Origin of the sequence: Acinetobacter nematophilus (assembly GCF_026344175.1) — a bacterium.
Taxonomy (GTDB): domain Bacteria; phylum Pseudomonadota; class Gammaproteobacteria; order Pseudomonadales; family Moraxellaceae; genus Acinetobacter; species Acinetobacter nematophilus.
Genome location: NZ_JAPKMY010000008.1, coordinates 120,772 through 134,123, shown reverse-complemented (window position 1 = coordinate 134,123; position 13,352 = coordinate 120,772). Strand labels below are relative to the sequence as shown.

Sequence of the window (13,352 nt, the reverse complement as noted above, 5' to 3'; positions counted from 1 at the left end):
TATTTTGCTGTGCAGTGGACTGACCATTACTACAACTGATACACAATAATAGGGGTACAAAGAGAATCCATTTATTTTGCCTTTTGTTTCTTTTCATCGTCTAATTCTTCTTGTGTACAATATCTTGGTAGAACATCAAATGTTTTAATATCAACATATTCTCCACAGACCTCTCGTCCATTTTCATCCGTTCTTCGCGCTAGTTGTTTTTTTTGTTCCAAAGTCATCGTATCTAAATAATTATAAAAATATAGGTTATCAATCACTTCAGGTTCATTATAGGAAGTGCCTAAGTCTACGTAAAAAGATTCACCTTTACTCTTTTGTTCTTCATTACAATTAGCAGTATATGCATAACTTACACTGGTCTTGGCACGAAATAAATCTCTGATTTCATCATGCATCGGATATGCACCAACCAAGATATTGTTAATGCTTATCGCATCTTGAAATCTTTTTTTCGGTGATTCATCACCTATAAGTTTTCTATTTTCTATACTTTGAGGGGTTTCCGTTAAATCAAGGGAATGTGCAGGATCTGGCAAATAAAAACCAAACATTGATATTTTTTTATCGACTTGGCGTTCCATTAAACTCACGCCAATATCATCGTAAATATAGAGATTAATTCGATTGACGCCATCCGCACTATCAACTTTACGATAGTTTTTCCCCAACGCTTTAAGCCAAGGCTCTACCCCTGAACTCATATATAAGTCCGTACCATTATAATTAATTGCACAACCATGCACTTGAAACTGATGTTGTGAATTTATTTTCTTTACAAAGCCTTCTGCTTCAGCATCTTGCTTTGCAGTGGACTGACCATTACTGCAACTGATACACAGTAATAGGGGTAAAAAAAGAATCCATTTATTTTGCCTTTTGTTTCTTTTCATCGTCTAATTCTTCTTGTGTACAATATCTTGGTAGAACATCAAATGTCTTAATATCCACATATTCTCCACAGACCTCTCGTCCATTTTCATCCGTTCTTCGCGCTAGTTGTTTTTTTTGTTCCAAAGTCATCGTATCTAAATTATTATAAAAATACATATAATCAATCACTTCAGGGTCATTAAAACTTGTACTTAATTCAACCCCAAAAGACTCACCTTGTTGGTTGTCATTACAGTACGCTGTATAGTTATAACTTACGCGTGTTTCTGCACGAAACTTATCTCTGACCTCATCATGCATTGGATAAGCACCCACCAGTACACCATCCACTTCTATTGCATCTTTAAATATAGTTCTAACTTGTTCAGCATCTGGTTTTTTTAACTCTTCCTCTATTTCTGCATCTGTTTCTTTACGAATATCATGAGCGGGGCGCTCTAAACGAAATCTAAAGCTGTCTATTTTTTTATCGTTTTTCCGTTCAACTAAACGAACACCGATATCATCGTAAATATAGAGATTAATTCGATTGATGCCATCTGCACTATCAACTTTACGATAATTTTTCCCTAACGCTTTAAGCCAAGGCTCTACCCCTGAACTCATATATAAGTCCGTACCATTATAATTAATTGCACAGCCATGCACTTTAAACTGATGTTGTGGATTTATTTTCTTTATAAAACCTTCTGCTTCAGCATCTTGCTGTGCAGTGGACTGACCATTACTACAACTAATACAGAGTAGAAACGGTAAAAAAAGAATCCATTTATTTTGCCTTTTGTTTCTTTTCATCGTCTAATTCTTCTTGTGTACAATAACTGGGAACAACAGACATTGTTTTTATATCCATATAACTTCCACAAATTTCTCGTCCGTTTTCATCCGTTTTACGACCTAATTGTTTCTTTTGTTCTTCAGTCATCGTGTCTAAATAATTATAAAAATACATATGATCAATCACTTCAGGGTCATTAAAACTTGTGCTTAGTTCAACGCCAAAAGATTCACCTTTTTGGTTGTCATTACAGTCCGCTGTAAAGTTATAACTTACACGTGTTTCTGCACGAAACTTGTCCCTTATTTCATCATGCATTGGATAAGCACCTACGAGTACACCATCCACCTCGATGGCATCTTTAAAAATAGTTCTAACTTGCTCAGTATCTGGTTTTTTTAACTCTTCCTCTATTTCTGCATCGGTTTCTTTACGAATATCATGTGCAGGGCGCTCTAAACGAAATCTAAAACTATCGATTTGTTTATCCGCAATTCTTTCAACCAAACGAACACCGATATCATCATATATATAGAGATTAATTCGATTGACACCATCCGCACTATCAACTTTACGATAGTTTTTCCCCAACGCTTTAAGCCAAGGCTCTACCCCTGAACTCATATATAAGTCCGTACCATTATAATTAATTGCACAGCCATGCACTTTAAACTGATGTTGTGAATTTATTTTCTTTATAAAACCTTCTGTTTCAGCATCTTGCTGTGCAGTGGACTGACCATTACTACAACTGATACAAAGAAGAAGCGGTAAAAACAGCGCTAGTTTTTTTTGAAGCATATGCATTATTTTTTTAAAGGATAGTTTTCACACCCTCCCCCAATAATAGGATCATCTCTATCAGGTCCTTCACAAAACTCTTTCCGCTGTCTTTCTTTTTCTTCGTCACTAATTATGTCAAAATAGTTATAAAAATACATATAATCAATCACTTCAGGGTCATTAAAACTTGTACTTAATTCAACCCCAAAAGACTCACCTTGTTGGTTGTCATTACAGTCCGCTGTATAGTTATAACTTACGCGTGTTTCTGCACGAAACTTGTTTCTTATTTCATCATGCATTGGATAAGCACCCACCAATACACCATCCACCTCTATTGCATCTTTAAATATAGTTCTAACTTGCTCAGTATCTGGTTTTTTTAACTCTTCCTCTATTTCTGCATCTGTTTCTTTACGAATATCATGTGCAGGACGCTCTAAACGAAATCCAAAACTTGCGATTTTTTCATCCGCTATTCTTTCAACCAAACGAACACCGATATCATCATATATATAGATATTAATTCGATTAATTGGATCTACACTTTCAACTTTACGATAATTTTTCCCTAACGCTTTAAGCCAAGGCTCTACCCCTGAACTCATATATAAGTCTGTACCATTATAATTAATTGCACAACCATGCACTTTAAACTGATGTTGTTGATTTATTTTCTTTACAAAGCCTTCTGCTTCAGCATCTTGCTTTGCAGTGGACTGGCCATTACTACAACTGATACACAGTAATAGGGGTAAAAACAGTGCTAGTTTTTTTTGAAGCATATGCATTATTTTTTTCCACCCTTCATCATATCTAAACCTTTTTGGACCGATTCTGCTGCTTGATCAATTTTCTCTTGTGCCGCCTTAGCGCCTTTATACGCACCCTGTCGCGTGCTGTCCCAACCTTTTTGCAGCATACCATCACTGGCTTGATTGACTTGATCCTTATGCTGTCTTGCCCATTGTTTAACGATTTCATCCATCCAGTTACAACGATTCGGATGTCTAAAATAACTTTTTGCTGCGTCCAATACGGCTTGTTTATTTGCCGCTGTTGGCTTTTTAGACCAATCTCGCCATTTTGTACCGACATCACGTACCGCAATAATCGCCAAATTGGCAGCTAGTAAGTGTAAGGGGTTTCCTGCTTCGTCTTTGCCTAATTGTGTATGACTTGGGTTATCTCCATGAATCACAGGATTTGCCCCTTGTTTTACACTCACAATTTCATGCGAATGCTTTAATACAATGGTTCCACCAAATTGAAGTAAAAACTTAAGTAACGATGCAACCACTGTTTTTAAAAGTGCGGTTTACTTTCTAAACTCACTGATGGTTTTTGCCGCTTTTTTTGCCAAATCAACATAGCCTGCTTCATACAAAGCACAAATTTCATCCCTTAACTCTAAGTATCGGAACCAAATTTTGATTAAATTCTTGTCTTTAGACACCGCATCCACGGTAAAAATAAATTCTTGGATAATCAAATCAGAAAAACTACGTTCTCCAGACACCATCCCCTCATACTCACTCCACTCTTTAAGTGGATCAATCATCTTCGCCAAAGCGCCGCCGATACTGGCAAAAGTATCCCAAGTATCAAAAGTTCCTGTCACCAAAGGAATTTGTTCGTAACGACTAAAATTATTTTTTCTCAATACATTATGCCGAACATCAGTATAACCATGTTTAATCAGTGTAATCTCTACAAAATTACTGTGTGAAAAAAAATCTTCGAGTACGTGGAATGCATTGCCCAAATGTCGCAAAGGCACATCCGAGTTAGTATTCTGTTTCATGCTTTCTTCTAACTGTCCCAACATATATTCTAACGCTGTAGGAAATGCCGAATCTTTTGAGTTATTTGGAGTATTGTCTGCAATATAATTTTTTAAATTAAATTGTGCAGATTTCTGATCACTATTGGTTTGAAAGGTTTTATCATTTGATTTAGGGTTTAATTGTTTATCTACATGGGTATAGATATCCGCACCAAAAGGATTGTCGATATGTTCTTCAAAACGGTAAACACCCAATATCTGTACGCCATCTTTTCCTTTTAAATCACGAAATAAACGATGTGGTAAAGAGCTTTCAGGTAAATAGGCTTTCAAAGCTAACGCTTTATAACGCCTCTGATTTTTTTCACTTAAATTACCGTAATTCCCTTTTTTTAAAATTACTTGCATGGTAGAACGGTATTTCGAGGAATAGCTATCGTTTTTTTCGAGTTTTTTTAATCTAACTAAATCACTCGCTACACCTTCATCAAAAAAATGATCATATGCCAAGACTGCCAATATATTGGTAATTAACTTACGCGTTGGTTTGATGGTAGTAATTTTACCTTGATTATTTATCGCAACATCAATGCTCTTATTCAGCACAGCTCCACAGACCAGTTGAGAATGGTCTCTTAACCAATTTCCTGCATAAATCGCATTAACTGAGCGCCGATCAAATATTTCACCCTTAGGATTTAATTCACCAATGGCTTCTTTTTCAATAGATTGGTGTCCATGTTCAATCCTTACACCTTTATTGTCATCTTTTTTAATGTATTTACCTGTTTTGGGGTCTATTGTTCCTCTATTTGCCAGTATTTTAGTCTGTTTAGAAAACTTGCCTTCACCTGCACCAAAGTATTCATATTGAACATCAACCACTTCATCCATTTGCGACTCGAAATCAGCATGCATTCTTGCAGCTCTTTTCCCTGAGGTCGGAGTGATTTTCAGCTTTCCTGAGAATTTTTCAGAAGTTATGTCAGCAAACTCAAATTCAGTATTGGCACCTTTATCTTTTCCTTCAGTCAGTTGACCTAGATTATATGCATAAACCGCACCTTCATCTCGTGGTGCATCAGGTGCTATTTTTTCTATTTTTGCGGGTATTTTTAAAATATCGCCAATATAAATAAGATCAGGGTCAGAAATTTGATTAAGCGAACATAGTTCTTCAACGGTAGTATCAAAATTCTTCGCGATCTCTTCCAGCACATTTCCTTTGACGATCACATATAGATTATAGCTATTGTCTAATGAATAATTGCCACTGATGCGAAGACGATCATCGATGTAATGCCCATACTCATGTAAAAGCACGGTATAAAGCCGTTCCAAATTGCTGTCATTTTCAAGCGCAGACAACACTGTATCCGCAGCAACATAGATTTTCTTATCTTGATGATTAAACCCTGCTGCATGACCGTTGATACTTTTAGCCGTCACGATATGTTCAGGCGGTTGAATTACGCCATTCTCCAAGTCAGTTTTCAATGCTAAATACAGACTATCGGGAATATCAAAACCAAAGATCGGTGCAACCAAACTGACAAAACTTTCTGGTGAGAAGGTCTTTGCCAATACAACAAGTTGGTCATGGGCATAGGTACTTTTCAATGTCGGTAATGGCTTATCTGGCGCAAAATTCACAATAGGTAACAACGGTAATGCAGCACTCACTTTCATGCCACTGTTAAATTTCTGCTGCCCCGACTTGACCTCAAACAAACCACCTGTACCAAAAAATATACCTTGTCCACTCAACTCAAGTTTTGTCGTATCAGAGATAAAAACTATTTTCTTGTTGGCGATAATTTCAATACGATCTTCTGTGGATATAATTTGAATACCTTTACGTGCGATCAAATCTGCACCATCGCCCTGTGCTTGAATCTCGACTTTACCTTTGCCTGCATAAAGCCTTGCACCTTCCTGCGCAGCAAATAGGCTGATCTTGTTTTTTGCATGTGTGATTAAGTTCTTTTGCGTACTGAGATTGATACTATCACCTGCACTGTGACTGATTTGCCCATCCGCTGAAAGATGAATGTCTTCATTGCTTGCAAGTGCAATAGAATTCGGTGAAGCCAAAACCATCAAAGCTTGTTTAAATGCATCTGCTTTATCTTTTTCACCTTGTTCTATTTGATTGAGGAATTGTTTTAAATGATTTAAAACGTCTAAAGGATCAGTCTGTTGATGCTTTGCAACTTCACTTAAAGCCTTTGAGTTATTCAGACTCGATTCAAGTTGTGATTTTGTTTCAGTTGCATCAAGATGGTTGCCTGCTGCTGAATCTTGAGCATAAGTACTGAGTAATAAACCCTTTTTCGCTCTGAGTGCGCCCCATTGGTCAGTACGTAGTTCAAAGCCTTCCCCTCGTCCTTCACTGCGCTCGGTTTCTTTTGGATGACTCAGATTACCCAAGTTGAGTTGGCTTGCCCCATGACTACTGTGTAACTGACTGCTGATCTGATTGGTCGTATCATCAAAGCGAAGCTGATTGAACCCATTAGATTGATATTCCTTACTTTTAATCCCTGAAATTTTTTTAGTGTCTGGCAGCTTGCCTTTGTCATCAAACTTGGTCGGGCTTCGTTGTCCTTCATGAATACGCCCCAGCACAAATGGTCTGTCAATATTGCCATCAAAGAAGTCGACAACAACAATCTCTCCAACCCTCGGCAAAAATCTTGCGCCATAGCCTTCGCCCGCCCACGGTGTCAATACGTCCACCCAAGCCGAGTCTGTATCATTGTCGTTAGAACCTGCACCACCATCATGTTGATGGTCTTCAGTACGGGTAAACAAGAAATTTACCTTAACCATCCCCCTTTCATTAACATAGATTTCTTCCTCACTCGGTCCAACCACTCTGGCACGTTGTGGTGTTGCCATCGGTCTGTGCTTGAGTGGGTCATATTCTGGAACAATCGTGATATGTCGTCGTTGTAGCAGCAATTGATTGGCTTGGCGTTCGTCACTATTCGCTATATGGTTGGTGGTGATATTGGCTGGTTGCCAATGACTTTGTTTCAGTAAAGCTTCAACCTGATAGGTCAAATCTTTAGGCAAATTATTTTGGTTATAGAAGGCTTTGGAGATGATCAGGAATTGGCTATCTGAAGAATTTTTTTGACCTATACTTGGATGCTCATTCAAGTCGAAGTAATATCCAACATGGGCATCTCGTACCGTCGAAGTTGCAGTAAACTGCTTGGCTTGTGAGTCGTAGTAGTTGCTCAAGTTTTGATTAAAACGTTCAACCTGACTGTTGCCCGATGGGGTTGCTCCATCCTCACCATTGAGGTCTGAGACCCATGCAGGGCTAAAATGCAATACCTGTTCTAAGCCTAAACTGGCATTGTCATAGTTGCCACTGTGCTGGTGCTTACTTAAAACATTGCCAGCCCCTTCTTCTATTTCCAGTGCATCAGCTTGCCAACGCTGGATATGTACTGAGGTCGGTTGTAGGCTTCGTTCTGCGAGCAGACTTAAAATCGAATCGTTTTTTTCAACTGCGCTACTTCGATGGAACCGAATGTTACGTCGGTCCAAACAAGTATACTGGGAATTATCATCAATCAAACGAAGTTTTTGAGGATGGATTTGTTCGTTAAAACGAGACACTTTAAGTTGTGCTTCGTCAATTAATGTACACACACTTTCCTCGGCGAGCAATCTTTGAACAAAGTCCGCATCCCGCTCATTATGCTGCATAATGAACGGTCTAACATCATAGTCTTTGGTTAAACCACTTTTATCCAGAGTCAAACTTGAAGCAAAGAGCTGAGATTTTTCTCGCCATTCATTAAATATCACTTCTACTGCCTGTATAGCAGACATATTCATAAATACACGCGAATTTCTACGCTGCTTCCAAAGTACTGTTGGATCTTCTACGGTCAAACGATAAACTGAGAGAGCGCCATCAGAGGCACCCGCCTCAGCTTTGGTGACAATGCCTGAAATTCGATTAAGCTCAGATCGATCATTGACAATATCAACCGCTACACGACAGCCAATATAACTTTTTAAAGCAATGTCATGTCGTGTAGACAGACAAATAAGCTGTAGATTTACGCCTTCATTAATGGCATGTGTTCCATCAATACGCTGTAAAAATACTTGCTGATTAAGATCTGTATTTGAAAAAAATACATGGATTGTACGCTTTTGAGCGCTAAGGCCCATTTTTTCTAATGCTACATAAATATTATTAAACATGAGTTATTGTGTAGTAGTTCTAAATTTAACCAACATTACAAAAAAACCATATCTTGTCCATATTTAATTTTAACTTAAAAATCCCTTATGTTTCGTTTTGTTTCAATAGCTTTCTCCGATATATTGCCGCTCCCATAGTTAAATTAAATTTTTCACACAATTCTTTTATAGAAAGTGTATTTAAATCCTGTTGATGCTCCTTTACCCAATTTAGAATAGGAACTCTTTTTTTTACACCGAATAATTCTTTTAAATAAGAACGAGCAGTTAAAATCTCCCTTTTAGTTTTATTGAGCTGTATCGCGATCTCTTTGATTGAATACTGTTTATTCAGAATGATTTCTTTATGTTCTAATCGCCACTCTTTTTTTTCATTCAAATGTTGTAGACGCAAATCATTTAATGTAGGTATACCTAGCTCTATACATACCTGATTATGCACGTACCTCGCTGCTCTGTGATTCTTTTTATTCAATAATGATTGAACCTCAAAAATATTTTCACATTGAGCTAGGGCTTCTTTGTTATTTTCTACAATTCTACGATTTGCATAGCCAATTTTGTTCTTACGTAGTTTGTTACTACGTTGAACTCCTTTCTTTCTTAAAAAGGTGCAATACTTTGTGACTTCCGTTTGAGTTAATCCATATTTTTCATTTAACATCTGGAAACTTTGATTAAACAACTCATCTTGATGTTCAAGCATCCAATCTCTTAAAGTGGATAAGGTATAATCATATTTTTTTTGAAGCCCCAATACACGTCTAAATTTAGTCACTATTTTAACCGACAACCCAAGTAGTTTCATGGATTGAGCTCGATCATGTTTCTTTAAAAATTCAGCCAAGTCACTCGTCAAAATGTAGATATATTGACTCTTTGCAACTCGCTCGTACATCCAGCCTTTGTAGATTATTACCCCAGCTTGTGTATTTCGCTCTTCATAAACATTCCAATCCTCACCTTGCCAATCTTTAATGATTTTAATTGGATCATTTTTATATCTTTTTACCATAACTCTAATATTTTATTCACAACATGGTTTGTTTTATCAAGTTTTTCTACACATTAGCAAGTGATATTTTCTGTTAATACATTAATTAATATGTTAATTAATCTTTATAAAAAGCCCAATAAAAGATATTGCATATAAATAAAAGAACATCCTTAAACTTTGATGATCCTAATTAAGTTTTTGACAATTTAGGTTTCGATTTTGAAATCCTTTTGTTGCTATACAATCATCCCTTGTGGGAATTTTTTATAGTGTTCTTAAATACAATATTCGTTTTATAAGTACGATGATTCGTTTCAATGAAGTAAAGATTTTGTATTTTGGATATGCTGTGCTAAGCGTTGAATATTGAACCGGATCTCCTCAGGGCTATGCGCAGCGAAGCCAAATAAAACCGCCGCTTTTTGCAGTGGGTTTTGGCAGTAACGTGATAAAGGTTGTACAGCCAGATCAATCTCCGCACACATTTTCAGGAAATTTTGCTCAGTCCATCCTTGTTTCAGCCAACACACCAGATGAATCCCTGAATCTGTCGGCTGTACAGTCAACACATTAGAAAGCTGTTGTTGAATTTCTGCAATAAGCACCTGCTGCCGTTCATAACATGCTTTGCGTACTTTTCGTACATGCCGTGCATAATGCCCCTCTTGAATAAACAATGCCAAAGCAGCTTGTTCCAGATAGGAACTACGTGTATCTGTGTAGTATTTGGCGAGGCTAAAAGTTTCAATCAATGCTTCTGGAACGACCATGAATCCTAAGCGAAACTCTGGAAACATCATTTTTGAAAATGTGCCAGAATAAATTACCCGTTGATGTTGATCTAAGCCTTGTAAAGCCTGAATCGGATGAGTGCCATATCTGAACTCACTGTTATAGTCATCCTCGAAAATCCATTTTTGCTGACTTACTGCCCAATCCAGCAAGCTTAGCCTGCGACTCAATCCTAGAGTTCCACCCAGCGGAAACTGATGGGAGGGCGCGGTATAGATGAGTTTAGATTCTGGATAATGTTGAATTATCTCATTGATCTTCATACCCTCATCATCACTCATCACAGGATGGACAGTCATGCCAAAGCTGCGGAAAATATTCAGTGCTGCATCATAACCTGGCTCATCTAAACAGACTTGGTCTTGTGCTTGCAATAAAGCATAGGCAGCCAAATGAATCGCCTGTTGTGTACCATTGACAATGATAATCTGCTGTTCATGACAGTTGAGCCCTCGTGTAGACCGAACATAATCGCAAATTGCCTGGCGTAAGGGCAAATAACCACGACAGTCATGCAACTGTCCTAACTGATGATAAGACTGTCGCCAAACTCTTCCCAACAATTTTCCCCACAAGGGATGTGGAAATAAATCGGTACACCCTACCCCCACATGAAAGATTTTCTTCCCTTGTCCAGAAATGTTGTGTTTTTGCCATGCAGGCAACAAATTTGCGATGTGCGGATTAATATTTAATTGCTGAGAGGGCTTGGCTAATGCTCGCTTTAAATCCCGGTCTGAGTTAATCAACTGATCTGGAATAATTTCAGCCACATATGTCCCGGAACTGGGTCTGGTAAACAGATATCCCTCATCCAGTAAGCGTTCAATGGCAGCCAGCACTGAATTTCTGGATATAGACATCATCTCCGCCAAAGAACGGCTCGAAGGCAGTTTAGTCCCTGCTCGCAAACGCCCATCCAAGATCGCATCACGCAAAACACTATATAAACCATCTTTGATCTGCCCTTTAGGCAAAATTAAATGTGGAAAAACAGCAGAAGATGGTGAACTCATAAGCTGAACTGGTACTGTCTAAAATATCAAAAGTGTATCTTATAAAAATACCACAATCAAAACTACACTCAACCTGACCATCCCAAATCATTGAGAAAAAAGACAAACTTTCACTCAAATCATTTGGCTCTAAACACATTATTAAAAAACTTGGGGTTGACTTATGCACGCTCAACAGCGCCCATTTCGATTTTTTTCTGCTGATCTGATCCATCCTGCTGTGGCAGGATTGATTTCAGTGATTGTGAACTATGGCGGTACTTTTATTCTGATCTTTCAGGCAGCTCAAGCAGCAGGATTAAGTGCTGAATTGACCGCTTCATGGGTCTGGTCTATTTCCATTGGTGTTGGAGTTTCAGGCATCTTATTAAGCTGGATCAGCCGAGAACCGATTATTACAGCGTGGTCGACACCTGCAGCTGCCTTTCTGATTACAGCTTTGGTGAACATCTCTTATGCGGAAGCCATTGGAGCTTATCTGGTTTCTGCGCTGGCTTTCGTGATTTTAGGTATGACTGGATATTTTGAAAGACTGATTGCTTATATTCCACCAAGCATTTGTTCAGGTCTGCTCGCTGGAATTTTATTACAATTTGGCATTTCTGCATTTTCCAATATCAATATTGATCCGATGTTAGCACTCAGTATGCTGATTATTTATATGCTGACTAAACGCATTTCTTCTCGTTATGCTGTCGTCAGTGTACTTAGTCTGGGGCTGCTGTTTTTAATCTTACAATCTCGTATTGATTTTTCAGCATTTGAACTTCAATTGGCTACGCCCGTTTTTACAGCGCCTGTATTTTCAATCAATGCGCTTTTGAGCGTGGCATTGCCTCTATTTTTAATTACCCTGACAGGTCAATACATGCCGGGTATCTTGGTACTTAGAAATGATGGTTATCAAACCAGTTTAAAACCGATATTCACCATCACGGGTTTAGGTTCATTTTTAATGGCGCCTTTTGGGTCTCATGCATTTAATCTCGCAGCAATTACTGCAGCGATTTGTACAGGTAAAGCATCGCATACTGATCCATCTAAACGCTGGATTGCAGGGATTGCGGCGGGTATGTTTTATATCTTGGTGGGAATATTTGGATTAACCCTTGCAGGCCTCTTTAGCGCTTTTCCAAGTGTTTTCATTGCAACTTTGGCTGGACTTGCTTTACTGGGGACGATTGCAGGAAGCCTGGCAAATGCAATGCATGCTCAGGATACGCGCGAGTCTGCGCTTATCACCTTTTTAGCCACTGCAGCAAATATTCATCTGTTGGGCATCGGTGGGGCTTTTTGGGGACTGGTGATTGGGTTAATCTCCTATGCTATCTTAAATGGAAAATTTAAAAGATAAGGGATTGTTTTAGCAGTCTAATTCTATTTTTCACGGGATATTCCCCATCGATGAGATTTAGATACTGTGGAATTCTATCGGCATATCTGAGTAAGACAAGGGAGACGAAGGCTCCCTTTTTTATAGCTTGAGCAACTGGTACTCTCAAAAATATCAAAAGTGTACCTTATGAGAATACCACAATAAAATTAAACTTCTTTCTCCACTTTAAACCATATATCGACTGGAGAATATCTATGGAAAATTTAACGATTCAAGTTGTACCTGCCACACAACGCGATTACACACAGTGGCTAGACTATTGGTTAGCCTATCAAGAATTTTATCAAATCAGTTTATCCAGTGCAGTCACTCAAGCCACATGGCAGCGTTTTTTTAGTGATGCAGAACCTGTTTATTGTGCTGTCGCAAAAAATGGAGACACTGTATTGGGCTTTGTACACTATGTTATTCACCGCTCGACATGGGCCGTACAGGATTATTGCTACCTTGAGGATTTATATGTTTCACCGATAGCCAGAGGTCAACATATTGGTAAACACTTGATTGAATATGTCAAACAGTACGCTCAAAAACGTGAATGCGCGCGTCTGTATTGGCACACTCAAGAAAGCAATCATACTGCACAAAAACTGTATGACTGGGTAGCTGAAAAACCAGGTGTAATTGAATACCGTATGTCATTAAATTAAACTCATACTGCCAGAAGTCATTTA

Annotated in this window: 10 protein-coding genes; 2 read left to right on the top strand and 8 right to left on the bottom strand. The window is 38.2% G+C overall.

Annotated elements, in window-relative coordinates; genetic code table 11:
- Window positions 1-71: 71 nt before the first annotated feature.
- The 8 genes from OSH00_RS14830 to pdxR form a co-directional block, all read right to left on the bottom strand.
- The gene (locus OSH00_RS14830; RefSeq protein ID WP_266131074.1) at window positions 72-899 is read right to left on the bottom strand and encodes a DUF7738 domain-containing protein; all 828 of its coding nucleotides are present in this window, start codon (window positions 897-899) and stop codon (window positions 72-74) included.
- Window positions 874-1,695: a DUF7738 domain-containing protein gene (locus OSH00_RS14825; RefSeq protein WP_266131073.1), complete on the bottom strand. Its 822-nt coding sequence runs from the start codon at window positions 1,693-1,695 to the stop codon at window positions 874-876. Before OSH00_RS14825 ends, OSH00_RS14830 begins: the two co-directional genes overlap by 26 nt.
- Window positions 1,670-2,485: a DUF7738 domain-containing protein gene (locus tag OSH00_RS14820; protein WP_266131072.1), complete on the bottom strand. Its 816-nt coding sequence runs from the start codon at window positions 2,483-2,485 to the stop codon at window positions 1,670-1,672. The genes OSH00_RS14825 and OSH00_RS14820 overlap by 26 nt, the downstream gene beginning before the upstream one ends.
- Window positions 2,485-3,252, bottom strand: coding sequence for a DUF7738 domain-containing protein (locus tag OSH00_RS14815; RefSeq protein WP_266131071.1), 768 nt, complete (start codon window positions 3,250-3,252; stop codon window positions 2,485-2,487). The genes OSH00_RS14820 and OSH00_RS14815 overlap by 1 nt, the downstream gene beginning before the upstream one ends.
- On the bottom strand, window positions 3,252-3,761 hold the full coding sequence (locus OSH00_RS14810; protein WP_266131070.1) for a hypothetical protein: 510 nt from the start codon (window positions 3,759-3,761) through the stop codon (window positions 3,252-3,254). The genes OSH00_RS14815 and OSH00_RS14810 overlap by 1 nt, the downstream gene beginning before the upstream one ends.
- Window positions 3,762-3,779: 18 nt before the next feature.
- The gene (tssI, locus tag OSH00_RS20600; RefSeq protein ID WP_420909528.1) at window positions 3,780-8,477 is read right to left on the bottom strand and encodes a type VI secretion system tip protein TssI/VgrG; all 4,698 of its coding nucleotides are present in this window, start codon (window positions 8,475-8,477) and stop codon (window positions 3,780-3,782) included.
- Window positions 8,478-8,562: 85 nt separating this feature from the next.
- Complete coding sequence (locus OSH00_RS14795; protein WP_266131069.1) at window positions 8,563-9,492, bottom strand: hypothetical protein; 930 nt, start codon at window positions 9,490-9,492, stop codon at window positions 8,563-8,565.
- Between the two features lie 296 nt (window positions 9,493-9,788).
- Entirely contained in the window at window positions 9,789-11,282 is a 1,494-nt protein-coding gene (gene pdxR / locus OSH00_RS14790) for a MocR-like pyridoxine biosynthesis transcription factor PdxR (RefSeq protein ID WP_266131068.1), read from the bottom strand.
- A 163-nt stretch (window positions 11,283-11,445) separates the two neighbouring features.
- Between pdxR and OSH00_RS14785 the strand changes: the two genes are divergently transcribed.
- Both OSH00_RS14785 and OSH00_RS14780 read left to right on the top strand, forming a co-directional pair.
- On the top strand, window positions 11,446-12,636 hold the full coding sequence (locus OSH00_RS14785; RefSeq protein ID WP_266131067.1) for a benzoate/H(+) symporter BenE family transporter: 1,191 nt from the start codon (window positions 11,446-11,448) through the stop codon (window positions 12,634-12,636).
- A 236-nt stretch (window positions 12,637-12,872) separates the two neighbouring features.
- Window positions 12,873-13,328: a GNAT family N-acetyltransferase gene (locus OSH00_RS14780; RefSeq protein WP_266131066.1), complete on the top strand. Its 456-nt coding sequence runs from the start codon at window positions 12,873-12,875 to the stop codon at window positions 13,326-13,328.
- Window positions 13,329-13,352 lie beyond the last annotated feature (24 nt).

Excerpts from the sequence above, each read along its gene's own strand:
- OSH00_RS14830 (WP_266131074.1), bottom strand. The coding sequence starts at position 899 with ATGAAAAGAAACAAAAGGCAAAATAAATGGATTCTTTTTTTACCCCTA.
- OSH00_RS14825 (WP_266131073.1), bottom strand. The coding sequence starts at position 1,695 with ATGAAAAGAAACAAAAGGCAAAATAAATGGATTCTTTTTTTACCGTTT.
- OSH00_RS14820 (WP_266131072.1), bottom strand. The coding sequence starts at position 2,485 with ATGCATATGCTTCAAAAAAAACTAGCGCTGTTTTTACCGCTTCTTCTT.
- OSH00_RS14815 (WP_266131071.1), bottom strand. The coding sequence starts at position 3,252 with ATGCATATGCTTCAAAAAAAACTAGCACTGTTTTTACCCCTATTACTG.
- tssI (WP_420909528.1), bottom strand. The coding sequence starts at position 8,477 with ATGTTTAATAATATTTATGTAGCATTAGAAAAAATGGGCCTTAGCGCT.
- OSH00_RS14795 (WP_266131069.1), bottom strand. The coding sequence starts at position 9,492 with ATGGTAAAAAGATATAAAAATGATCCAATTAAAATCATTAAAGATTGG.
- pdxR (WP_266131068.1), bottom strand. The coding sequence starts at position 11,282 with ATGAGTTCACCATCTTCTGCTGTTTTTCCACATTTAATTTTGCCTAAA.
- OSH00_RS14785 (WP_266131067.1), top strand. The coding sequence starts at position 11,446 with ATGCACGCTCAACAGCGCCCATTTCGATTTTTTTCTGCTGATCTGATC.
- OSH00_RS14780 (WP_266131066.1), top strand. The coding sequence starts at position 12,873 with ATGGAAAATTTAACGATTCAAGTTGTACCTGCCACACAACGCGATTAC.